The sequence below is a fragment of the Paenibacillus monticola genome, from assembly GCF_009664975.1.
Classification (GTDB): domain Bacteria; phylum Bacillota; class Bacilli; order Paenibacillales; family Paenibacillaceae; genus Paenibacillus_AQ; species Paenibacillus_AQ monticola.
In genome coordinates this window covers 108,936-132,901 of the sequence record NZ_WJXB01000010.1, presented here as the reverse complement: position 1 = coordinate 132,901, position 23,966 = coordinate 108,936, and the positions used below count along the sequence as shown (strand labels likewise).

Genomic DNA, 23,966 nt, shown 5'->3' with positions numbered 1-23,966 from the left:
TGCGTAGAAAATTCAAGTAGCTAAGCTTCATAAAACTTAAGCGTATGCTTACGAAGCGAGTTTTATTGCGTAGAAAATTCAAGTAGCTAAGCTTCATAAAACTTTTAGGAGGACAGGAAACTATGGATTCTGCTCTACTTCTTCAAGAAGCGATTAAAGCACGTGCCAATGCATATATTCCTTATTCCCGTTTCGGAGTCGGTGCTGCGCTGCTTGACCAGGATGGTCATGTTCATCATGGCTGCAATGTGGAGAACGCTGCTTATGGTCCTACCAACTGCGCAGAACGTACCGCGTTGTTCCGGGCGATTGCGGATGGTCATAAAGCCGGCTCTTTTAAGGCTATCGCCGTTATTGCTGATACTGACGGACCCGTATCGCCTTGTGGTGTCTGCCGCCAAGTGATGATTGAACTATGTCCTCCAGATATGTTGGTTATTCTCGGAAACATGAAGGGCGATATCGTTGAAACTACAGTGCGTGATCTACTCCCCGGCGCCTTCGGCCCTGCAGATCTGGAGCAAGGACAAGCTCCCGAGTAGGCGAGGACATGTATTAGGTAAAGTGCTTTAACAAATCAAATAGACGGTTCTAATGTACTTTGTGCAATAGAATCGTCTCGCTATAGCTGCAATTGTAATTCTAGTGTACTTCCTACAGTAGAATTACTTAAATAATCAGTTTATGGCCCTAACCTGCTAAATCTACTGTATAGAATGCAGTAGATTTAACAATCAGCCCGCTTTCCGTCCAATCTACTGCACAAAGTGCAATAGATTGGACGGAAAGCGGATCTAAGCCAGTGGCGATACTCCCACTGGAACAGTAATCCGCCGTTGCCACTCACTCTGTTGTTCTCGCTCTGTCGTTGGAGTAACCTTCACCCGTAAGCACTGCGGCGTAGCCGCCAGCGAATCATTGCACAACATTACGCGTTTTACTCTACAGACTCGCCCAGCTCCCGATTTCTCACACGGAGAGCGGAATGCGAGCCGTGTCGAGTAAGTCTGCACTTGGTAGTCCGCGCCGCAGTCAAGCGTGTTCCCGCAGGGATCGTAAGCGCTCCAGCACCGATCGTCTCTTCTATCCCCCTACGTCGCAGTCACGCCAGTTCCGGGTGTCCAGAGGGCCGGGGCCCTTGGGGTCCCCCTTGGCTAAGGGGGATTTAGGGGGATCGAAAATCTTTTATAAGGTTAAAATGAATTGAAAAAGGCAAGTAGTCGAAAGGAAGATTATATGAAATTCAAATCAGGGTTTGTCGCCATTATTGGCAGACCAAACGTAGGTAAATCGACATTGATGAATCAGGTTATCGGTCAGAAAATTGCCATCATGTCAGATAAACCGCAGACAACCAGAAATAAAATCCATGGTGTCTACACGACCAATGATTCGCAAATCGTGTTCCTAGACACACCGGGTATCCATAAAAGACAGTCCAAGCTGGGTGACTACATGAACCAGACGGCCATGAGCACATTGGGTGAAGTTGAAGCCGTGCTGTTTCTTGTAGATGCTGCAGAGGGAATGGGCGGAGGCGACCGTTATATCGCTGAACATTTGAACGGACTGAAGACGCCCGTTATTCTCGTGCTCAACAAAATCGATAAAATTGAGCCGGAAGCGTTGCTTCCGTTGATGGCGGAATACCAAAAGCTGCATGATTTTGCCCAAATCGTACCCATCTCTGCCAAGTTTGGCAACAATGTGAATACGTTGTTGGAGCAAATCGCCAAATATTTGCCAGAAGGACCTCAGTATTACCCGGCGGATCAGATTACCGACCATCCGGAGCAATTTGTGTGCGCGGAATTGATCCGTGAGAAAATATTGCAGCTGACCCGCGAAGAAGTGCCGCATTCCATTGCGGTAGCTATCGAGGATATGAGCGTAGAACCTAATGGCATTGTGCATATCTCTGCTGTTATTTTTGTAGAACGTGATTCCCAAAAAGGGATCATTATCGGTAAGCAAGGCGCTCTGCTGAAAGAAGTAGGCAGACGGGCCCGCACGGATATTGAGAACCTGCTGGGTTCGAAGATTTTCCTGGAATTATGGGTAAAGGTGAAAAAAGATTGGCGCAATCAGGATCGCGTTCTGCGTGATTTGGGCTTTCATAAAGACCTTTAACTTCTTCACTCTGCTCCCTTGGCAGGAATTGCAAGGATAGAACCTGTCCTAACGCACATCCTAACTTCGAAGAAACATCGTGTTTTCAGAAGAAAGGATGAATACGAATGCGAGACTTTTCGTGGAAGTATTTTGCAATGACTGGAGATGTCGATGCTTATCTGCTGTACAAGGAAGCACGTAGTCCACAGAGCGAGAGTGGAACGCTACTGGTGGAGGAAGAGAAGGTCTGTAATGAAGAAGCACAATAAGGACTGGTTGCTTGCCGAATGGTTGGGGGAAGAGGCATGCTACACAGGGTGGAAGGGATCGTCATCCGCAGCATGGACTACGGTGAGGGGAACGTCATCATTACGCTTTGCACCGAGAACGCCGGCAAAGTAGGCGTTCTGGTACGCGGTGCCAAGAAGGTCAAGAGCCGTCATGCTGCGCTGATCCAGCTGTTCACCGTCGGACAATTTGTTTTTTTTAGAACTAATGGTGGGCTGGGGACGCTAAATTCCGGTGAGATTATTCACTCCCACCACCCACTGCGCGAGGATTTGATCAAAGCTGCTTATGCCTCTTATGCTTGTGAGCTGCTTGATCGTGTGCTGCATGATGATGAAACCGGAAGCTTCTGGTTTCGCCAGCTCTCAGCCTGCCTCAATGCACTTCAGGACAACAAAGAACCAAGTGTGATTATAAATGTGTATGAGATGAAAATCCTGCAGACTGCGGGCTATGGCCCACAGCTGGATGGATGTGTGATCTGCGGAGAAGAGAAGCCCGATGAACAGCTGCTGCTAAGCCCTCGCCTCGGTGGAGTGCTGTGCCGTAGCTGTAAGCATAATGATCCTCCGGCGATGGAGGTTTCTCCTCGTGCTCTGAAGCTGCTGAGACTATTCGCTAGGCTGGATCTGAACCGACTGGGCAATGTGGATGTCAAAGAAAGTACACGTGAGGAGCTTAAGTTAATCATGAGGGCTTTCATGGACATGCAGTTGGGCCTAAAGCTGAAATCACAAAATTTTCTGGATCAGCTCGACAAATACAATATTTGACGAAATCCAAAAATTCCGTTACTATAGTGAAAGTTTCTGTTTGAAGAAATGAATCGTGCATCGATCGGGAAAGTAATGAGTTTTGTTGTCACAAAAGCGAGTCGGGGAAAGTGAGAGCCTGGCGGGACAACGTTCATGAACATGGCACCCGGGAGTACGGAAACGGCATTAGGAAAAGTGGATTTCGTACCTTGAGTCCTGCAGTAAGATATGCTGGAATCACAAGTGCGAGGTCAAGTAGGGTGGAACCGCGGGAGTATATAAGCTCTCGTCCCTATGTCTGATTATCAGGCATGGGGGCGGGAGTTTTTTTGTCATATTAGAATGCCGCCTCCATCGCGAAGTTGCAAGGGATCACAGCACAATACCGTTTCGTAAAAAACTTGTAAGCGAAGGAGTCGGTATCATGAACTTTCAGCAGATGATTTTGACACTGCAGCAGTTTTGGGCAGCACAGAACTGCATTCTCGTCCAGCCGTATGACACGGAAAAAGGGGCCGGCACGATGAACCCCATGACTTTTTTACGGTCGCTAGGACCGGAGCCATGGAAGGTCGCTTATGTTGAGCCTTCCCGTCGTCCTTCAGACGGTCGTTATGGAGAAAACCCGAACCGCTTGTACCAGCATCATCAATTTCAGGTGATTATCAAGCCATCACCCGATAACATCCAAGAGCTTTATTTGGACAGTCTGAAAGCTTTGGGTGTTGATCCATTGCTGCACGATATCCGTTTTGTTGAAGACAACTGGGAGAATCCCTCGCTTGGCTGCGCTGGTCTAGGTTGGGAAGTATGGCTGGACGGGATGGAAATCACACAATTTACTTATTTCCAACAAGTAGGCGGTATTGAGACTAATCCGGTCGCTGTAGAAATTACATACGGCATGGAACGATTGGCCTCTTATATTCAGGATAAAGAAAATGTGTTCGATCTGGAATGGGTTGACGGAATTAGCTATGGTGACGTTTTTCATCAACCGGAAGTAGAGCATTCTACGTATACATTTGAAGTGTCTGATGTCAAAATGTTATTCACCCTGTTCAACACGTATGAAGAAGAAGCACGCAGAGCCATGGAGCATCATCTTGTATTCCCTGCTTATGATTATGTGCTGAAATGTTCGCATACCTTTAACCTTTTGGATGCCCGTGGTGCCATTAGCGTAACCGAACGTACCGGATTTATTACGAGAGTCCGTAATCTTGCCCGTACGGTAGCTGCGACATATCTGGAGGAACGCGAGAAGCTTGGCTTCCCGCTGCTGAAGAAAGAAGGTGCTGACCGTGTCTAAAGATTTATTGTTTGAGATCGGACTGGAAGAAATTCCTGCGCGGTTTATCCGGGCGGCCATGGAGCAGCTGCAGGACAGAACGTCCAAATGGCTGGAATCCTCCCGCATTACGCACAGTGGAGTAACGGCATATGCAACACCACGCCGTCTTGCAGTGCTGGTAAAGGACGTTGCTGAGAAGCAAGTAGATATCAGTGAAGAGGTCAAAGGTCCATCGCGCAAAATCGCTAAGGATGCAAGTGGAGAGTGGAGTAAGGCGGCACTCGGATTTGCCCGTAGCCAAGGTGTATCCCCTGATGATTTTACGTTTAAAGAACTGGCTGGTGTGGAATATATATATGCCACTAGAAGCAGTGCCGGTGTAGAAACCTCGTCTTTGCTCTCAGAAGGACTTACAGGAATTGTAAGTGCGATGACTTTTCCGAAAAATATGCGCTGGGGAGCTTATGATTTCAAATTCGTGCGCCCGATTCGCTGGTTGGTTGCCCTATTCGGCAAAGAAATCATTGATTTGGAAATTACGGGTGTAACAGCGGGTAATGTGAGCCGTGGTCACCGTTTCCTTGGTGCAGAAGCTGAAATTACTGAGCCTGCTCTTTATGTGGAGGTTATGCGTGCGCAGCATGTGCTTGTGGATGTGCAGGAACGCCAAGAGCTTATTCTGGGCGGAATCAACAAGCTTGCTGAAGAGAAGAACTGGACGATTGCCATCAAAGAAGATCTGCTGGAAGAAGTGCTGTTTCTGGTGGAAACACCTACGGTATTGTTCGGTACCTTTGACCCAGCCTTCCTGAATATTCCTCAGGATGTGCTAATTACTTCAATGCGTGAGCATCAGCGTTACTTCCCGGTGTTTGACGCTGCCGGCAAGTTGTTGCCATTCTTTGTAACTGTGCGTAACGGAAATGCGCAATCCCTAGATGTAATCGCCAGAGGGAATGAGAAAGTGCTCCGTGCTCGACTGTCCGATGCCAAATTCTTCTATGAAGAAGATCAGAAGCTGCAAATCAAGGATGCGCTCGCCAAACTGGAGAATATCGTCTATCATGAAGAGCTAGGCAGTATCGGAGACAAAGTTCGGCGCATTCGCAAGATTGCCGATCGTTTGGCCGAGAAGCTGGGCTTGCCTACTGCTGTTGCTTCTGAAGTTAGCCGTACCGCAGATATTTGTAAGTTCGATCTGGTCACACAAATGGTTTATGAATTCCCTGAACTTCAAGGCACCATGGGTGAGGATTACGCCCGTAAAGCTGGGGAGCCGGAAAATGTGGCTAAAGCGATCTTCGAACATTATCAGCCACGATTTGCCGGTGAAGCTGTCCCAACGACAGCAGCAGGTTATGTTGTCAGTCTAGCTGACAAAATTGATAGCATTGTAGGCTGCTTCTCTATTGGCATTATCCCGACAGGCTCTCAGGACCCTTATGCACTTAGACGTCAAGCGGCAGGAATTGTGCAAATTGTGCTGGAGCATAAATTGCCAATCAATCTGCAGGAAATTTTTGCAGCAGCCATCGAAGTACATGAAAATTCCAAAAATTCGAAACATTTTAGTGATGAACTGCGTATAAGCCTTTACGAGTTCTTTGGTCTGCGCGTCAAACGCCTATTATCCGACAATGTCCGCTATGATGTTGTGGATGCGGTTATTGCCGCAGGTTATGATAATGTGGTTGATGTTGTAGCCAGAAGCCGTGCGCTTATGGATGCTGTTTCTAATCAAGAAGACTTCAAAATCACGGTCGATTCCTTTAACCGGGTCAGTAACCTGGCCGCCAAAGCAACTGTGGGGATTATAGAGCCAACGCTCTTGACCGAAGAAGCTGAAGTAAAGCTGTATGAGACATGGCAGACACTGCACACCCCTTACGCACAAGCACTTACAGCAAGAAATGCGGAAGAAGCGCTCCACATTCTTTCCGGATTGAAAGAAACGGTTACCGGATTTTTTGATTCAGTGATGGTCATGGCTGAGGATGAGCAGATACGCGCGAACCGTCTGGCTTTGCTGGCAGGAATTGATGCGGATTGTAAGGCCTTTGCTGATTTCGGCAAGCTGGTCTGGTGAACATCCTTTAAGAAAAGTGTATGTCTTATGGTATAGATTGATGGTTTGGGGTATAAATATACGGAACGGTGCCAATGCGTCAGTTGTCACTCGTTCCGTATTTTATGCTTTTCAAAGAAGGATTTCCTATAAGTAAAGCGTATATATATTACACGGGAAACTGGTGAGAGTCATGAAGAGTTCCCAGGGAAGAACCATAGTGGTGGATGGAGATGCTTGTCCGGTCAAAAAGGAGATTGCTGCAGTTGCTCGTAACTTTGGCATTCCGGTAGTGATGGTGTCTTCCTATAACCATGTGTTGAAAGGTGAAGAAGGTGTCACGGTTGTGCAGGTAGACAGCGGTGATCAGAGTGCGGATCTATATATTGCCAATCACATTTCGGCAGGAGATATTGTGCTGACTCAGGATTATGGACTTGCTGCGCTGGCGCTGGGTAAACGTTGTTCTGCGCTCTCTTTTCGGGGCAAGGTGTATGAGGATTCCGAAATGGATTTTATACTGGAGGGCAGGCATGCCAAAGCTGTAGAACGAAGAAGAGGACATTATTCCAAGGGTCCAAAACCGATTACTGCAGAAGAGAAAATTTTTTTTCAACATAAACTGACAAAACTTTTAACACTTTTGCAGGAGAATGTGCAGCTATAGCGAATTATATTTATTTGTTAAGAGATGAAGGTGGTCGAAGTGGCTAGCGGACAGGGGAATATTCCGGAAGAGGTTATCGAAAGCGTGCTGGCGCGGCATGATATTGTCGATACAGTCGGTAAAGTTGTCCATTTGTCCAAGCAGGGGAAATATTTATGGGGCCTCTGCCCGTTTCATTCGGAGAAGACCCCTTCTTTTACTGTTACTCCGGATCGCGGTGTATTTCATTGCTTTGGCTGCGGTATGGGTGGAAATGCCATCAAATTCAGGATGGAAATCGAAGGTTTATCCTTCCCCGAAGCAGTCCGCATAATGGCTGAAGAAAGTGATATACCCATTCCAGAAGGAAAGGGAGGTATGCTGTCTGCTCCGGACCCGGAACGTGATCGGTTGATTCAAGCGTATGAATGGTCTGCGAAGTTCTATCATTACCTGTTGAAGAATACGGAACACGGCACAGCCGCCATGGATTATTTAAGGTCCCGCAATTTCAGCGACAAAATGATAGACCAATTCCAGATCGGATATGCCCCCGATCGCTGGGACACACTGCTTCAGTTTTTGGAGAAACGGAACTTTGATCTTGCTGAGATGGAGAAAGGTGGACTATTGTCCGCCAGAGGTGAGGGCAAAGGTTATGTCGACCGTTTCCGCGGGCGCATCATCTTTCCAATTGCGAATCGTACAGGTAAGGTAATCGCATTTGCCGGAAGAATTTTGGGAGAGGGTCAACCCAAGTATTTAAATTCTCCGGAGAGCAGATTGTTTAACAAAAGCCGGATTCTCTACAATTTGCACCAGTCCAAAGCATCCATCCGCAAAACGCGGCAAATCGTTCTATTTGAAGGATATGGGGATGTCATATCGGCTTGGGAAGCAGGTGTGCATAACGGTGTGGCAACCATGGGTACCTCGCTGACGGACAGTCATGTGGTGTTAATGAAGAGTCTGGCTGACGAAATTATCCTTTCTTATGATGGTGACCGGGCAGGACAAGCTGCAGCCATTAAGGCAGTACCCATGCTTGAAGGAACTGGCTTGCGCGTGAAGATTGCGTTGCTGCCAAGCGGACTAGATCCGGATGATTTTATTTCCAAGCATGGTGGGGACAGATTCAGAGAACAAGTTATTGAGTCGGCGGTTTCATCCATAAAATTTAAGCTTATATATCTGAAAAAAAACCATATACTCCTAGAGGAAGATGGCAAAATTGCCTACGTCAAAGAGGCTTTGGAAGTCATTGCCTCGCTGCATTCTTCAACAGAGCGAGAGGTATACCTGAGAGAAATCGCCTCCGAGCTGGAACTGTCATATGATAGTTTGAAGCAGGACTGCAATCTTCTGAGGGCCTCGCTGCAAAAAAACATTCCCGAAGGGGATAATAACGATAAAAGGTGGAATAATGGTAGGCATAAAAAAGGGCAAGTGCAGACACCAACGTTGCTGCCCGCTTATCATGTCGCGGAACGGCGTCTGCTGTCCTTGATGATTCAGGACCCGGAAGCTGCCACATATGTGGGTGAACGCCTCGGAGAAGATTTCAACATCGATGATCATGCGGCAATTGCCGCTTATCTATACGCCTATTACGCGCAAGGCAAACCACCAGGCATCAGTCGGTTTCTCTCATCGCTTCAGGATGACCGTCTGGAGAAGGCCGCCACCTCCATTTCCATGATGGATACCCCTCCAGGCTGGAATGAACAGGTACTGGATGATTGCATTCGCGAAGTACGGAAATACCCTATGCAACGCAAGATAGAACCGAAACGTGAAGAGATGATTCAAGCGGAAAAATCCGGTGACTTTTTACGAGCAGCACAAATAGCAAGTGAAATTTTAGCCCTAGAGAGACAATGAAGACTTGACAGGATGTACCTAGGGAGGAGGGAGTCGAATTATGGCGAACGATCAGCATACTGAACTGGAAGCAGAATTTACTTTGGATGAGGTTAAGGATCAGCTTATTGAGAATGGCAAAAAAAGATCATCATTGAATTACAAAGATATCATGGAGAAATTGTCGCCGTTTGATCAAGACCCTGAGCAGATGGAAGAGTTCTATGAGCAGCTCAGTGATTTGGGGATTGAAGTTGTGAACGAGAATGATGAGGAGGTAACGACTCTTCGGCCGAGTGAGGACAACGAGAATAACGAAAGTGAAGAGAGCTTTGACGATGATTTGTCACTTCCACCGGGAATTAAGATTAACGATCCTGTTCGTATGTATCTGAAAGAAATTGGTCGTGTTCCCTTGCTGTCGGCTGATGATGAAGTAGAACTTGCCATGAGAATTAAGAATGGTGACGAAGAAGCAAAGCGGCGGCTTGCGGAAGCGAATCTGCGGCTCGTGGTAAGTATCGCTAAACGTTATGTTGGACGCGGCATGTTGTTCTTGGATCTAATTCAAGAAGGCAATATGGGTCTAATCAAAGCGGTAGAGAAATTTGACCACAACAAGGGCTTCAAATTCAGTACCTATGCCACTTGGTGGATACGTCAGGCCATTACCCGGGCGATTGCGGATCAGGCGCGTACTATTCGTATACCCGTGCATATGGTTGAAACCATCAACAAGCTAATTCGTGTCTCCCGTCAATTACTGCAAGAGTTGGGACGTGAGCCATCACCTGAGGAAATCGCAGCTGAGATGGAGCTGACGGTGGAGAAGGTCAGAGAAATCATGAAGATTGCTCAGGAGCCTGTATCACTCGAAACACCAATTGGTGAGGAAGACGATTCTCATCTGGGTGACTTTATTGAGGATCAGGAAGCATTAGCTCCGGCTGATGCCGCCGCTTATGAATTGCTGAAGGAACAACTGGAGGATGTACTGGACACGCTCACAGAGCGCGAAGAGAATGTACTCCGTCTACGTTTCGGCTTAGATGACGGACGGACGAGAACGCTAGAGGAAGTGGGCAAAGTGTTCGGTGTAACTCGGGAACGAATTCGCCAGATCGAAGCCAAGGCGTTGCGTAAGTTGCGTCACCCAAGCCGAAGCAAACGGCTTAAGGATTTCCTCGAATAGGATTTAAGAACTGGACCTTCTGCTGCACAGTGGCAGGAGGTCTTTTTTATTTCAATGGATGGAAAATATTACAATACTCAAAACTGACCTTTTATGCCTGGAAAGAGGGATGAACTGTTGAATTTGGAGAAACGTGACATCATATTAAGAGAAATTCAGTATTGGAGAAAGAGCCGGCTGTTGCCTGAGCAGTATTGCGATTTCTTGACCAATATTTATGACGATGAAGCTACAGTTAAGGATAATAATCCGATTTCGTTACATAATTTACAACAGGGAAGCATCAAAATTTGGCTGTTTGGTTTTGGAATAATTTCCTTGATTTTCTTGATTAGTCTTTATTTTAGCGTTTTTCCCTGGCCTTTGCAACTCGCAACAGCCCTATCTGTCTTAATCGTTTGTTATGGATATTCGGCAGTTTTGAGGGATCGGCAAAAGGTCTTCAGCCTTATGCTAGCAGGGATTGCCAGCATCTTAACCCTTGGGTTCGGACTATGGATAATTGAGCTGCATAATCTTGATCCGTTGTTCTGGAGACCTATACTAATCGGATTCTGTGGACTGCTATGGTGCATTCTCGGTTTTGTTCTACGGATAGGACTGCTTAATTACTGTGGCTTTGCCTTCTGGGGTTTATTGTATGGCGGGTTCTTCATCAAGATTCGTCCAGATGCTTCTATGCTTGAACTGGAGCTGCTCTGGCTGCCACTCTGTGTGCTTATGGTATGGCTGAGCTGGCTTTTATATCACCGGATCAGTGGAGTTGCCGGGGTTTATTTTGGAGTTGGAGCAACGCTGTGGATCATGCCGGAGATAGATGCTCTTCTGCTAAGACAGGGCTATCCCCAGTGGGTATCATTTTTGTTATTAACTAAAATTGCGGTGGGCTTGGCTCTGCTGTTCCTGTTTCGGAAAAAATGGATAACGTGGGTGACATCATGAATAACGTGAAATTATCAGATCGGCTTCAGTGTGTGCTGGAGCAAATTCCACAGGGAAGCAGACTGGCTGACATCGGTTCGGATCATGCTTTGCTGCCTGTGGCTGCTGTAGAATGCGGTAAGGCTGTATTCGCTATTGCCGGTGAAGTAAACCAGGGTCCCTATGATGCGGCCTGTAAGGGGGTTGCAGAAGCCGGAAAGGGTGCTGTGATCTCCGTGCGGCGCGGGGATGGACTTGAGGTGTTGGAACCTGGTGAAGTAGACTGCATCTCCATTGCCGGAATGGGCGGGGCATTGATAGCTGCTATTTTGGATCGTGGGCAGAGTCAAGGCAAGCTACAAGGGATCAAAATCCTGGCACTCCAGCCGAATGTTGCGGAGGATATTTTACGCCGTTGGCTGTTGAATAATGGTTGGATCCTTGTTGCCGAGAACATCCTTAAGGAAGACGGCAAGCTTTATGAGATCCTGACAGCTATGCCAGAGGATGCTGCACCCGGAATGACGAATGACCATCTATACAGTGATTTGGCACTGGATGGAGGTACAGTAATGTGCAACCGGGAAATGCTAATCGAGATGGGGCCGTGGCTGTTGCGAGCACCTAACGCTGCTTTTTTTGCCAAGTGGCAAGGGGAGATCAATAAGCTTGAAGGCATACTGGCTTCACTATCCCGCTCAGAGCTCGAAACTGCAGAAGAGAAACGAAATGTAATCACAGCACGGATTAAGCAAATTACGGAGGTGCTGCAATGCTTGCCAAAGGACAAACTGTAATTCAATATATGGAACAGCTGGCTCCGAAGCATGTGGCGGAGGAGTGGGATAAGATTGGCCTGCAGCTCGGCAGCCTGCAAATGGAAATCACCGGCTTACTGGTGGCGCTTGATGTGAACGATGAGGTAGTAGAAGAGGCAATCAGTCTTGGCTGCAATCTAATCATTGCCCATCATGCGATTATTTTTCGGCCGCTGCAGGGAATTCAGACAGACACACCTGCAGGCAAGTTATATGAGAAGCTAATTAAGAATGACATAGCGGTTTATATTAGCCATACCAATCTGGATGTCACTGAGGGCGGAATGAATGACTGGATGGCGGAAGCTCTTGGGATTGAGAACGGGGAACCTATCAAGGATATTCATACAGAACAGCTGTTTAAGTTAGTCGTGTTTGTCCCGAAAGAGCAGCACCAAAAGGTCCTAGACGCTGTTCTTAACGCCGGAGCAGGCTCGATTGGAAATTACAGTCATTGCAGCTTTAATATTGAGGGCTATGGAACATTTATACCGCGTGAAGGCGCAGAACCATTTATCGGAGAACAGGGTAAAATGACACATGCCGAGGAAATTCGCATCGAGACCATTGTTCCGCTTGCTTTCCGTAATAAAGTGGTACAGGCGATGCTCAAGGCACATCCTTATGAAGAAGTTGCTTATGATCTATACTCCATGGATTTAAAAGGCCGCAGTCTGGGACTTGGCAGAGTAGGAAAGCTGAAAGAGCCTACTACGCTGCGACAATTCGTTGAAACAGTAAAAAGCGGACTGAAAGTAGATAACGTACGCGTGGTCGGAGATTTGGACCGTCCTATCCGCAAAGCTGCAGTAATGGGCGGTTCAGGGGGCAAGTTCTATAGCAACGCCATTTTCCGTGGTGCAGATGTGCTTGTTACCGGCGATATTGATTATCACACGGCACAAGATGCCTTGCTGGCAGGAATCACTCTGATTGATCCAGGGCATAACGCGGAGAAGATTATGAAGGTGAAGGTAGCCGAATGGATGGCCGAAAAGCTGGCTGAACATAAGTATGACACGAGTGTACATGCTTCCAAGGTGAATACAGAACCCTTCAGTTTCCTCTAACTCCATCTATTTGCACTTGTGCAGAGTTGCAGATATCTGTATAATATATAATGTTGTTCGGAAAGTTTGACAGACAATCGCCGGTGATTCGTCACGGGAGGAAAGTCCGGGCTCCTTAAGGCAGGATGCTGGATAACGTCCAGTCGGCGCGAGCTGAAGGATAGTGCCACAGAAATGGACCGCCGATGGCCACCTTAGGGTGGCACAGGCAAGGATGGAACCGAGGTGTAAGAGACCCCGAGGAACGCTGGTGACTTCGTTCCTGGTAAACCCCATCTGGAGCAAGACCTAATGAGACGCCGCTGATCCTTAACCGGAAGAGGCAGCCTTCGCCTGAGGCGCGTCTAGGTTGGTCGCTGGAGCTGTGCAGTAATGTATGGCCTAGATAGATGATTGTCGCTTATGGTGGGAGGGTAGTTCCCGTTTGAACCACGACGAGCACAGAACCCGGCTTACGGCAAACTTTCCTAACTACAACTACAACGCATACTGAATGGCGACTCTTCCTTGGAAGGTCGCCTTTTTTGTCTTTTTACGGCTGCTTATGCTGCGTCACAAGCTAAATACTTAGTGCGAGAGGTTTAAGCTTTCTTTATACATCGTTAACGCTTGATCTAACCTCTGTACAGCCATTGGCATTAACTGAGGCGGGGTGTGGGTGAAATTGAGGCGCATGGTGTTCTTCAGTGGCTGCGCCGAATAGAACACTTCTCCTGGAACAAAGGCAACCCCGTGATTTACAGCGAGCGGCAAAAGATCAGCGGCATTAATGTCTGCGGAAAGTGTCAGCCACAAGAACATGCCGCCCCGCGGCTCGAGGAAATGGGCACCCTCCCAAGCCCTTGAGGTCAGCTCTGCAGACAGCAGTTTCATCCGGGAACGATATTCCCGGGAGATCACGCGGATATGCTTCTCGATGTCAAATTGCTGCAGCAGCTCATCCAAGGCGCGCTGATCAATGGTACTGGAATGCAGATCCGCCGCTTGTTTGGCCTTGGCAATGACCTTGATTAGCTCAGAGGGGCCGACAATCCAACCCGAGCGTAGCGCCGGGGCCACAATTTTGGAGAAGGTTCCCGTGTAGACGACACAATAATCTCCACCGTAGCTTCTGTCGATCGCAGCTAGTGAAAGGGGATAAAGCTCCTTGTCTTCATCAAACGTAATTTCTCCATATGGATTATCTTCCAGGATAAGCACGCCGTACCGACGACATAACTCCACTGTCTGCTCGCGCCGTTCCTTGCTCCAGGTTGCCCCTGACGGGTTGTTGAAGGTAGGAACAGCGTACAGCAGTTTCGGCCGGAGCCTACGCAGCTTATCCTCCAAATCATCTGGCAGCATGCCTTGTTCGTCATTCTCTACAGTCTGAATATCGGCACGGTAGGAACCGAGCACCTGCAAAGCAGCCAGATAAGTCGGAGCTTCCACGAGGACGGTGTCACCGGGATCAATCATTATTTTGCATAACAGATCTATCGCTTGCTGCGAACCTGTCGTCAGGATCATTTCTGCTGCTGTGACAGGGATTCCCTGCTTGGTAAGTCTTTCAGCAATTTTATCGCGCAGAGGAGTGAAGCCCTCGGTTAATCCGTATTGCAGCACTGAGGAATCGGCAGAGAGCACACGGCTGTAAGCGTTACTAACCGCCTGCAGAGGAAATAAATCTTCTGCAGGTAGTCCGCCTGCCAGTGAAATAATATTCTTGCCTTGAGTAACCTTCAGAATTTCGCGAACAGCTGAAGACCCGAGATGATTGGCTGTCGTTGAGTAATTGATTTCCATAAAAAATTGCTCCCCACCCTATCGATTTTGATGTATCATAACGGCATTGCAGTATAACAGTAAAGCGTTAAATATAACAGTGGAGGCGAAGGAGGATGCACATCGATTTAAACCGCAGCAGCAATAAATCCTTGCCGCAGCAAATTTGCGAAACACTCTCACAGCGGATTTCATCAGGATTACTGCACCAAGGTGCTCAGTTGCCATCTGTTCGAGGGCTGGCTGTATCACTTAAGGTAAGTCAGGTTACCGTGAGCAAGGCCTATGCTGAGCTTGCAAGACGAGGAGTTATTAACTGTAGTCAGGGAAAAGGCTGCTTTGTTGCCGAAACCGAGCATAAACAGAGTCAAGAAGGTGCGGGTTGGCAAAGCAAATACGATGACTATCTACCGAGAGCCCAGCTGTGGCGGAATTTTGATTATTCAGAGGTGAAGTATCCCTTTCATCTGGCAGCGATTCATAGCGAACTACTGCCCTTGGATTATATTGGAGCCACGATGGCATCGTTAGTGACGAAACAGCCAGAATTGATGGCGACTTATGGTAATTTTCAGGGAGATTTTGAGCTGCGGGAAATGATGAGTGGACATTTGCAGTCGCGAGGAATCGCGCTGTCCTCATCTGACCTGATGATTACGAGCGGAGCCCAGCAGGGTATAGATCTGGTAGCACGCACCTTTGTTGGCCCTGGAGATACCGTCTATCTGGAGGCTCCAAGTTACACAGGAGCGATTGACGTTTTTGCGGGCCGAGGCGCAGAAATGATCTTTGTGCCCATGGATAGTGAGGGGATGAGAGTGGATCTTCTTACAAAAATGTGTGATCAAAGACCGCCGAAGCTGATTTATACCTGCCCAACCTTTCAGAATCCGAGCGGAGTCACGATGAGCATGACAAGAAGACAGCGGCTACTGGAATTAGCCCGCAGCTATAGCTGTCTTCTTGTAGAGGACGATCCTTTCAGTGATTTGTATTTCCACACGCCGCCTCCGCCATCCATTAAATCCATGGATTTGGATGGACATGTAGTCTATATGAAAAGCTTCAGCAAGGTGCTCGCTCCGGGCTGCCGAATTGCCTGTGTAGCGGCTGAGGGTAATATTTTATCCCGTCTAATCGCCGCTAAATCCGCAAGTGATTTGGGCAGTCCATTACTAACGCAGCGGGCCGTTCTTCCGTTTATTTCTAAGAAATATGACACGTATGTCGGACAACTACGCAACGCTCTGCGCGGACGTATGGAGAAAGCAGCCAAACTGCTGAAGGAATATGCTCCGCCAGGTGTAAACTGGGTCCTGCCAGAGGGTGGACTTAGTCTCTGGCTGGAGCTTCCATCTGCTCTAGGAGTGGGCAGACTGCATGATCTGGCTGAACGTGAGAGCATTTCTTTTCTACCCGGCGATGTCTGCTATGCTGGCGATACTCCCTCACGTCACATCCGCCTGTGTTATTCACAGATGAATGAAGCGGATATGGAACAGGGGTTGAGATTATTTCTTAGACTACTGAGCAGGTTTCTGGCTTGAAGTTTCAAAAATTATTTTCCAGTCTCTGCTTCAATTGATTCAACTGCAGGCGGACATGCTGTGGCCATAGCTGCAGCGGAACGGGACTGCCGCTAGCGGCTTGAAGTGTTTTTAATACATCTATCTGACCCCAGCCGTAATATTTATCATGACCTGGATCACCGAGATCGACAGCATTTTTGGTCATAAGCTCCATGACCTCTTTATTGGTCAAATCCGGGTTCAGAGAACGTACTAAACCAGCCAGTGCTGCTACATGTGGGCTTGACATGGATGTGCCGGACAGAGCTGCATACTGGCTTTCCGGATACGTACTGGCTATACTATCCCCGGGTGCTGCGACATCAATATAATCTCCGTAGTTGGAGAAAGAGGCTTTTTCCAAGGAAGCATTGGTTGCGGCAACCGCTAGAACCTCTGGATAGGCAGCCGGATAACCGGGACGCTCCGTGTTATCATTGCCGGCAGCAGAGACGATGACGACATCGCGGTCGTATGCATATTTTATTGCGTCATGTAGAAACTGTGAGTCAGCATAATTGCCCAGACTGAGGTTGATTACCTTCGCTTTGTTATCTGCAGCCCATATGATCCCCTCCGCCACAGAGTATGTGGTGCCAGCCCCCGAGTTATCAAGGGCCTTAACTGGAAGTATTTTATTGTACCAGCTAATCCCTGCTACGCCTTCGTTGTTATTGACCAAAGCCCCGATGATTCCTGACACGTGAGTACCGTGCCCAACATCGTCATCTGGCGTTGATCCTTTCGTGATGGCGTTATAGCCAGTAAGAAGTTTTCCCTGCAAATCCGGATGACTCGCCTGCACCCCTGTATCCACAACGGCCACAATAACCTCTTTACTTCCTTTGGACAAATTCCAGCCCAGTTCCGTCTCAATGGCCGGTAAATTCCATTGATAGGTGGAGAATAGCAGGTCATTTGGAGTGACAGTCCCTACTGGTTTTTCGTTCGTTGTATCATTGGTTAAATACATATAGTGAGGTTCTGTATACGCTGGGTGCCACTTGTTAACGAAATAAGTCTTAAGCTGGCTATAATTCTTCTCTTCGGAACGGAAAATGTAAGCATAACCCAGCTTGCGTGGCTGCTTGCAGTGAATATCTGCGACGATCGTCTGCAACTGTCCTTTCGTTGGATGACCATTTTGGAACCGAACGACGATTTCATTCTCGTAATAATGACTGGCATTTTCATTATCATGACCTGTCTTAACGGTGATATCGCTAAGAGTATCGGTATGAACCGATTCCACGCGGTACTTACCTTCCTTGGGATAAGGGATCAGACGCAGATTCTTGAGTTGATGCTCAGCAACACGGTCCAGAACCTTCTGGTTAATAAGGGCGATCACACCAATATTTCCTGTTTTGTCGCGTTGAGCCATAAAGTAATATTTGTTCTTGCCGATACTAAAAGTAGGAGATTCATACGATTGATGCCCCTTTAGAGCAGCTTTTGCCGTTTTTAGATACTTTAGCAGCAGCTTATTCTCCTGATCGGTTCCTTCTGGAAGAGAAGATTGAAAGGTCTTAGTGGTATGAGCGCGAAAATCGATCCACATCAGCATGGTGATATGCCCGTGCCCCTGCTGCAAGCGTTTTGCATACACTGCAATATCCTGAGGGGAGGCTCCATGGGTTTCGGTAAGCATCGTTCTTAAATGCTTGCTAACATCAACTTTATTCAAATGGTCGGTAGCGCTGACATCCTGAACCAACGCAGTTTTCTTCAATGTTTTTTCCTGGGGGGGATTAGGCACGGCAGCAGCTTCTCTCTGCGAGACATTTTCAGCAGGCCGAAGTGCAAAGGTTAGCAGCACTACCGTGAATGCTGCGGTAATCAGACCGGCGACAGTTAAATTTTTACGTGACATATTTTCCGCTCCTCCATGGCATTTTAATATTGGTAGGTTGAGAAGAGAGAGCCTATTTTATGCATTGCAGAAAAGGGTACCGTCGTCCAGTGTTTTATGATAATATCAGATTAGTATAACTTTCCTGAATTCGCTTTCTATTATTGCAAGAATGCGGTATATAAGGAATGAATTCCATTGATCGTGAATTGACTACAAGAGCAGGGAATAATAAGGGGGAGCAATCGCCATGTCAGCAACTAATGTGCAGAAATTGTGCGAAACTACAAGAGAAAAGCTAAAATTTGCAATTGGAAAAATGGAACTTTTTCTGAATCAGCATGCGCTGCCGCAGCTTGTAACGGAGCCAAATGAAGAGGAACTGCAGTTTTATCAGGGCTACCTGTCCGATCTTCGCCATTTGCTGGTTTTCTCGGAGATGTCTTACGAGAAGCTCGGCGTAGCGTTGCGTCGTGCTACATTCGATGAATCCTTTGCGCAGAGAGCGCTTTATAATGTATATCATTATGGTGTTAATAATTTCTTTTATCCCAAGAATGAAAGCTATTCCGAAGATGGACGTTATGCCTATACAGGGCAGGATGCGATCCGTTTCCGCAAGAAACCAGTGCGTCCTGCGCGCGATATTATTCTTGAAATCACCAAATCGTATGAAGAGCTGCGTGACGACCTCAATTATTACGAAAATGATTATTTAACTGAGAAACGTATGCAAAATCAGGTATAGGATTAAATGCATTAGAGAAATGAAGAGTGAAGGATTAGGACTTGTCATTTAAATATGACGGGGACTAATCCTTTTTTTTGTTTCCTAACATCAACTGGAAATACTACTGTGGCATAGAGAAGAAATCGGTCGGACATAATGAAGCCGAGGTGATAATAATGACTCCAAAAACATTAGTGAAGTGCAGCGTAAGCAACTGCAATTATTGGGGAGAACAGAATTTATGCAAAGCAGATGAGATTATTATTGAGATCGATAAGCATGCAGGCAGCGGCTTTAAGGAAGAATTTGCTGAAGAAATGACTGGCCGTAACCATCACGATCATGCGGTGACATCATCTGCAACCTGTTGTTTGACGTTCAAGCCGAACTCTTAGGAGGCCGCCCATGGACACACGAAAAGGAAAATCCAAGAGAACACAGAGCTCTTCTGACCCGAAAAAAATTATTCTTCGCCCCCGGAGAGTAGATTATCCCCGTCAGGACAGAGAGCATAATGAAGAATATGCAGCTGAAGTTAGTCCACTTCCTATGCATGTTCGCAGTCCGGCAGCCAGTGAAGCGACAGAAAGTAGCGAACGTAAAGAGGTGGGAACTGCAAGCCGGATGACAGGTTATGTCGGTCTTGCCCTTGGGATTGCATCATTATTTATCTGGTCTATAGTTATGGGCCCCATAGCTGCTGTTGTCGGTTATTACGCCTATGCCAAAGGACAAAAAACCGCTGGCGCATGGGCAATGGGTCTGGGAATAGTGGCTACACTTAGCTATTTCGTTATGATACCTTTCGCTCGATAGACAACTAGCCAATTGGTTGTACTATAAAAAACAGGCTTTAAGACCTGAATATACGGGTCTGAAGTCTGTTTTTTAATTCATTGATCTAGCAATACTCTTGAATAAATTGTAATATTAAAGGATATAGATTCAACAGGAAGAGGGGATTTGCCAGCATGGAGATCAATCCGGCTTTGGCTAATGGACGTGGAGAGCTGAAATGGGTGAATTTGAAGACTGCATCTGTAAAGAACAGCTCGGATAAGGATGCTCAAATATCGGGATCATCGTCTTCCCAATTTGCTGCACTACTGAATGACATGTCTTCGCAATCAGTCAGCAGTGATATTACAAACTCATTAACCTCTCTCACAGATGTATCCTCAACTAGCCCTCTATTGTGGCAGCGGTTGAGTGGCACGGGTGAAAGCTCATTAGATAACATTTCCGGGGAAATACTGGACACGAAGCCAAGTCATTATGAAGATCTAATTCAGACAGCCAGCGCCAAATATGGGGTGCCGGTCGATCTCATCAAGGCGGTAATAGATACGGAATCCTCCTTTAATCCGAATGTTGTCTCATCGGCAGGAGCCAAAGGATTGATGCAGCTGATGGATGGAACTGCGAATGGACTGGGTGTTTCTGATCCGTTTGATCCTGCTCAAAGCATAGATGGCGGTGTTCGTTATTTATCCTATCAGCTCAAGCGATTTGACGGTCAGGAGAAGATGGCTCTAGCAGCGTATAATGCTGGTCCTGGACGTGTATTGAAGCTTGGTGTGAGCAATGATCAGGAGTTGATGGCGAATTTATCACAGCTTCCAAAAGAAACACAAGCCTATATTGCCAAAATTGAACGCGCCCGCGCCGAATACGCGGTATAATACAAAGGATCAAATGGGAACAATCCATGGCCGCGTTAGTGGCCGCAGGAGCCTGTTTGGTCCTTTTTCCAAAGATAAGAGTATAAATGTTTCACACGATATATTATGCTTATATTTCTCGAAGAAACGGATACCGTCCCTAATAGGACGGCGAAGCCGTTTCTTCTTGCCGTAATAGATCAAGACAAAGGAGATCGTCTATATATGCTTTATTGGGATTATGCTGCGGCTACGCCACCATATGAAGAGGTGGTGCAGACGATGGAGCAAATAATGAAATTACATTATGCCAACCCTTCTTCACTACATCGTGCAGGAGTAGAGGCTGGGAAATTGATCCGACGTTCTCGTGAAGTTTGCGCTGCTGCACTAGCTGTTAAGCCCGAAGAACTTCTCTTCACCTCTGGAGCCACGGAGAGCAACAACCTGGCTATAAAAGGTGCTGCTCTGCAGTACGAGGGAAGAGGGCGGCACATTGTCACTACAGAAATGGAGCATCCTTCTGTGTACGAGAGCTGTTTGCAGCTGCAAAAAAGAGGCTGGGAAATTTCGTTTATCAAACCGGAACGGACTGGGATTGTTGATCCTGACCGTGTGGCTGCAGCGGTCCGCCGTGATACTGTGCTCGTCAGCGTCATGCATGTTAATAATGAGGTTGGAACTATACAGCCGCTGCGAGAGATTGGCAATTTGATTAAGTCTTTGAATTCACGTGTTTTATTTCATGTAGATGGAGTTCAGGGGTATGGCAAACTGTCGGTTTCACTAAAGGAATGGAAGGCTGATCTCTACAGCTTGTCCCCCCACAAAATTCGCGGTCCTCGAGGTGTCGGTCTTCTGTATGTAAAAGAAGGGGTTATGTTATCACCATTGCTGACGGGAGGCTCCCATGAGGATGGACTGCGTGCCGGGACAGAGAATGTGCCAGCGATCGTTGCAGCTGCCAAAGCCGTGCGAATGAGTGGTGAGCAGCGAGAAGCATTCGCTGATAGGCTTACTCCTTTAAGAGATCGGTTGCTTCATTTTTTACGCGGTATCCCTGAATTTCTGCTAAACAGCAATGAGGATGGAGCCCCTCATATCGTGCATTTCTCTTATCCCGGAATGAAGGGCGAGGTTATGGCTCGTAAGCTAGAGGAGCTGGGAATGGCGGTATCTACCCAGTCGGCCTGTTCCTCACTGCTGGCGGAGCCGAGTCGGGTCTTATTATCCATGAGTAGGGATGTCTCTGCCGCATCGGGAGGGATACGGATTAGCTTAGGGGATATTCATACCGAGGCAGATGTCACGGCATTGGAGCAAGCCATAATGACGGCTGTGCAAGCTTTAAAGATTGTAGAAGGAGGCATGAAGTAACTTATGAGAGACATAGAGTCTGAAGCCGTTACTGGTGAAGGCAAGAGTATCAATTACGCCGATATGCTGTTATTGCGTTTCGGAGAGTTTATGTTGAAAGGTAAAAACCGCTCCCGTTTCGAGAAAACAGTGCTGCGCCATGTGAAGGAAATAGTTAAACCTTACCCTAATGTTGAACTGACCAAAGAGTTCGGCAGAATTTATGTCCAGTTGAACGGCGAGCCTGCTGTTGAATTGGTTGAGGGACTGAAAAATGTATTCGGCATCGCCTCCATTAGCCCAGTTAAGGTATCCCCATCGGAGCTAGAGGGAATTTTGTCTGTTAGCCGCCACTTTCTGAATATTATTGCTCCTGTACCTGGAACTACCTTCAAGGTTAAAGCCCGCCGGGTATGGAAGGGCTTCCCACATGGATCACTTGAAATGAATAATCTCGTAGCCACTCCGCTGTTGCAGGGCTACCCTGGACTTATCGTTGATGTGAAATCCCCTCAGTTGGAGATGAAAGTCGAAATCCGTAAGGAGCATACGTATATTTTCTGTGAGAATATTGCTGGCATCGGCGGATTCCCTCTTGGAACCAATGGTAAGGCGATGCTACTTCTATCCGGGGGCATTGACAGTCCGGTAGCCGGTTGGTCTTCGATGCGCCGGGGACTGGAAGTGGAATGCGTGCATTTCTACAGCTTTCCATATACGAGTGAGCTTGCTCGGCAGAAAGTCGTGGATCTTACACGGGTGCTGTCTCGTTATGCAGGGGGAATTAAGTTGCATTTGGTTCCATTTACAGAGGTGCAGACAGCATTTACCGGTATCGGACAGGATAATCTTATTATTACGCTGATGCGGCGGGCTATGCTGAGAATTGCCACACAGCTTGCTGAACGCGAAGGTGCGTTGGCGATCGTAACAGGCGATAGCCTGGGACAAGTGGCTAGCCAGACACTTCCTAGCCTGAATGTGATTGGTCGTGCTACGGTGCTTCCTCTGCTGCGTCCACTGGTCATGATGGATAAGAACGATATCATCGAGCTGTCCAAAAAAATTGGCACCTACGACTTGTCCATTCTGCCCTACGAGGATTGCTGCACCTTATTCGTGCCAAAATCGCCAACAACGAATCCCAACTTGCGGATTGTGGACAAGATTGAAGCTACGCTGCCAGGTTACTCCGAATTGCTTGCTGCGGCTGTTCAAGCTACCGAGACCGTACGGATTACTCCATACGGAAACGAGTTGCCTAAGGATGTAGTTAATGTCCAAGCAGGATTACAGGAAGAATGGTTCTAAATTACTTCAGCTTACTATTCCGCCAGTTGGGGTCTTGTTATGTCCCGAATGGCGTTTGTGAAGTCCTGCAGCCAAGATCCCAGCGATTACCGCAGCTATGAACAAATAACGTAGAATGGGATATTGTTCAAAAAAAGGCTCTATCCGCTCCTCCTCCGCAATCATACTGGAGGCTGTAAAGCCCAATACGGCAGAACCTATATAAATAATCCAGGGGAATTTGTTGATCAGCTTAATGAAAAGTGTGCTGCCCCAGACCACAATCGGAACGCTGATCAACAACCCCAGCACGACTAGAGTGATATTATGTTTAGCAGCACCAGCAACCGCAATGACATTGTCAAGACCCATTGCGGCATCCGCAATGATTATCGTTCGAACGGCTGACCATAGGTTCCCTTCAGCCTTGATATCCGCTTCATTATTTTGGTCTGTCAACAGCTTGTAAGCGATGATCATGAGCAAAAAACCACCCGCCAGCAGAAGCCAAGGCACTTTGAGCAGCCAAACAACTAGAATAGTGGCGATGATCCTTAGAGTGACAGCCCCGGCAGTACCTAATAGGACAGCATTTTTCTGTGTATCAGCCGCTAGATTCCGTGCGGCAAGACCGATGACGATCGCATTGTCACCTGCCAGAATGAGATCGAGAAAGACAATATTCAGCAGTGATAATATAAACTCCCATACGGATGTGCTCAAG

General features: G+C 47.4%; 23 protein-coding genes and 1 other RNA gene. 20 read left to right on the top strand and 4 right to left on the bottom strand.

Features of this window, described 5'->3' with window-relative positions; all coding sequences use genetic code 11:
* Window positions 1-122: 122 nt before the first annotated feature.
* Window positions 123-542, top strand: coding sequence for a cytidine deaminase (locus GJB61_RS22195; RefSeq protein ID WP_154121218.1), 420 nt, complete (start codon window positions 123-125; stop codon window positions 540-542).
* Window positions 543-794: 252 nt separating this feature from the next.
* On the opposite strand, the gene GJB61_RS32245 is transcribed toward GJB61_RS22195, so the two are convergent.
* Window positions 795-929, bottom strand: a complete 135-nt coding sequence (locus GJB61_RS32245; protein WP_267490836.1) for a hypothetical protein — start codon at window positions 927-929, stop codon at window positions 795-797.
* Between the two features lie 307 nt (window positions 930-1,236).
* Here GJB61_RS32245 and era point away from each other — a divergent pair, with 307 nt between their 5' ends.
* From era to rnpB, 12 genes are all read left to right on the top strand, one after another.
* Window positions 1,237-2,130: a GTPase Era gene (gene era / locus GJB61_RS22190; protein WP_154121217.1), complete on the top strand. Its 894-nt coding sequence runs from the start codon at window positions 1,237-1,239 to the stop codon at window positions 2,128-2,130.
* 107 nt (window positions 2,131-2,237) lie between these two features.
* Window positions 2,238-2,381: a YqzL family protein gene (locus GJB61_RS22185; RefSeq protein WP_154121216.1), complete on the top strand. Its 144-nt coding sequence runs from the start codon at window positions 2,238-2,240 to the stop codon at window positions 2,379-2,381.
* A gap of 36 nt (window positions 2,382-2,417) precedes the next feature.
* Window positions 2,418-3,173, top strand: a complete 756-nt coding sequence (gene recO / locus GJB61_RS22180; protein ID WP_154121215.1) for a DNA repair protein RecO — start codon at window positions 2,418-2,420, stop codon at window positions 3,171-3,173.
* 406 nt (window positions 3,174-3,579) lie between these two features.
* The gene (gene glyQ, locus GJB61_RS22175; RefSeq protein ID WP_154121214.1) at window positions 3,580-4,467 is read left to right on the top strand and encodes a glycine--tRNA ligase subunit alpha; all 888 of its coding nucleotides are present in this window, start codon (window positions 3,580-3,582) and stop codon (window positions 4,465-4,467) included.
* Window positions 4,460-6,535 (top strand): glycine--tRNA ligase subunit beta, encoded by a 2,076-nt coding sequence (gene glyS, locus GJB61_RS22170; protein ID WP_338116024.1) that lies wholly within the window; start codon window positions 4,460-4,462, stop codon window positions 6,533-6,535. The genes glyQ and glyS overlap by 8 nt, the downstream gene beginning before the upstream one ends.
* A 172-nt stretch (window positions 6,536-6,707) precedes the next feature.
* Window positions 6,708-7,181, top strand: coding sequence for a YaiI/YqxD family protein (locus tag GJB61_RS22165; RefSeq protein WP_154121213.1), 474 nt, complete (start codon window positions 6,708-6,710; stop codon window positions 7,179-7,181).
* Between the two features lie 24 nt (window positions 7,182-7,205).
* Window positions 7,206-9,041: a DNA primase gene (gene dnaG / locus GJB61_RS22160; protein ID WP_154121212.1), complete on the top strand. Its 1,836-nt coding sequence runs from the start codon at window positions 7,206-7,208 to the stop codon at window positions 9,039-9,041.
* A 40-nt stretch (window positions 9,042-9,081) separates the two neighbouring features.
* Window positions 9,082-10,212: an RNA polymerase sigma factor RpoD gene (gene rpoD, locus GJB61_RS22155; RefSeq protein WP_154121211.1), complete on the top strand. Its 1,131-nt coding sequence runs from the start codon at window positions 9,082-9,084 to the stop codon at window positions 10,210-10,212.
* A 117-nt stretch (window positions 10,213-10,329) separates the two neighbouring features.
* The gene (locus GJB61_RS22150) at window positions 10,330-11,154 is read left to right on the top strand and encodes a hypothetical protein (RefSeq protein WP_154121210.1); all 825 of its coding nucleotides are present in this window, start codon (window positions 10,330-10,332) and stop codon (window positions 11,152-11,154) included.
* A complete protein-coding gene (locus GJB61_RS22145) occupies window positions 11,151-11,930 on the top strand; it encodes a tRNA (adenine(22)-N(1))-methyltransferase (RefSeq protein WP_154121209.1) in 780 nt (259 codons plus the stop codon). The genes GJB61_RS22150 and GJB61_RS22145 overlap by 4 nt, the downstream gene beginning before the upstream one ends.
* Window positions 11,906-13,021, top strand: a complete 1,116-nt coding sequence (locus GJB61_RS22140; RefSeq protein ID WP_154121208.1) for a Nif3-like dinuclear metal center hexameric protein — start codon at window positions 11,906-11,908, stop codon at window positions 13,019-13,021. Before GJB61_RS22145 ends, GJB61_RS22140 begins: the two co-directional genes overlap by 25 nt.
* A 61-nt stretch (window positions 13,022-13,082) precedes the next feature.
* An RNA gene (gene rnpB, locus GJB61_RS22135) (RNase P RNA component class A) lies at window positions 13,083-13,491 on the top strand.
* A gap of 97 nt (window positions 13,492-13,588) precedes the next feature.
* Here the strand turns inward: rnpB and GJB61_RS22130 are convergent.
* Window positions 13,589-14,806 carry an aminotransferase-like domain-containing protein gene (locus tag GJB61_RS22130; RefSeq protein WP_154121207.1) on the bottom strand — a complete coding sequence of 406 codons (1,218 nt, stop codon included), beginning with the start codon at window positions 14,804-14,806 and terminating at the stop codon, window positions 13,589-13,591.
* A 95-nt stretch (window positions 14,807-14,901) separates the two neighbouring features.
* Between GJB61_RS22130 and pdxR the strand changes: the two genes are divergently transcribed.
* Entirely contained in the window at window positions 14,902-16,332 is a 1,431-nt protein-coding gene (gene pdxR / locus GJB61_RS22125; RefSeq protein WP_154121206.1) for a MocR-like pyridoxine biosynthesis transcription factor PdxR, read from the top strand.
* A 4-nt stretch (window positions 16,333-16,336) separates the two neighbouring features.
* Here the strand turns inward: pdxR and GJB61_RS22120 are convergent, their stop codons facing one another.
* Complete coding sequence (locus GJB61_RS22120; RefSeq protein ID WP_154121205.1) at window positions 16,337-18,226, bottom strand: S8 family peptidase; 1,890 nt, start codon at window positions 18,224-18,226, stop codon at window positions 16,337-16,339.
* Between the two features lie 229 nt (window positions 18,227-18,455).
* Here GJB61_RS22120 and GJB61_RS22115 point away from each other — a divergent pair, with 229 nt between their 5' ends.
* The 6 genes from GJB61_RS22115 to thiI all read left to right on the top strand — a co-directional run bounded on the left by GJB61_RS22115 (window position 18,456) and on the right by thiI (window position 23,263).
* Window positions 18,456-18,953: a YpuI family protein gene (locus GJB61_RS22115; RefSeq protein ID WP_154121204.1), complete on the top strand. Its 498-nt coding sequence runs from the start codon at window positions 18,456-18,458 to the stop codon at window positions 18,951-18,953.
* Between the two features lie 158 nt (window positions 18,954-19,111).
* Window positions 19,112-19,330 (top strand): DUF1540 domain-containing protein, encoded by a 219-nt coding sequence (locus GJB61_RS22110; protein WP_154121203.1) that lies wholly within the window; start codon window positions 19,112-19,114, stop codon window positions 19,328-19,330.
* A gap of 10 nt (window positions 19,331-19,340) precedes the next feature.
* On the top strand, window positions 19,341-19,751 hold the full coding sequence (locus GJB61_RS22105; RefSeq protein ID WP_154121202.1) for a hypothetical protein: 411 nt from the start codon (window positions 19,341-19,343) through the stop codon (window positions 19,749-19,751).
* Between the two features lie 155 nt (window positions 19,752-19,906).
* Window positions 19,907-20,617 (top strand): lytic transglycosylase domain-containing protein, encoded by a 711-nt coding sequence (locus GJB61_RS22100; RefSeq protein WP_154121201.1) that lies wholly within the window; start codon window positions 19,907-19,909, stop codon window positions 20,615-20,617.
* Window positions 20,618-20,821: 204 nt separating this feature from the next.
* Entirely contained in the window at window positions 20,822-21,973 is a 1,152-nt protein-coding gene (locus GJB61_RS22095; protein WP_154121200.1) for a cysteine desulfurase family protein, read from the top strand.
* A gap of 3 nt (window positions 21,974-21,976) precedes the next feature.
* Window positions 21,977-23,263: a tRNA uracil 4-sulfurtransferase ThiI gene (thiI, locus tag GJB61_RS22090; protein ID WP_154121199.1), complete on the top strand. Its 1,287-nt coding sequence runs from the start codon at window positions 21,977-21,979 to the stop codon at window positions 23,261-23,263.
* 6 nt (window positions 23,264-23,269) lie between these two features.
* Here the strand turns inward: thiI and GJB61_RS22085 are convergent, their stop codons facing one another.
* On the bottom strand, window positions 23,270-23,965 hold the full coding sequence (locus GJB61_RS22085; protein ID WP_154121198.1) for a TerC family protein: 696 nt from the start codon (window positions 23,963-23,965) through the stop codon (window positions 23,270-23,272).
* Window position 23,966: the final 1 nt, after the last annotated feature.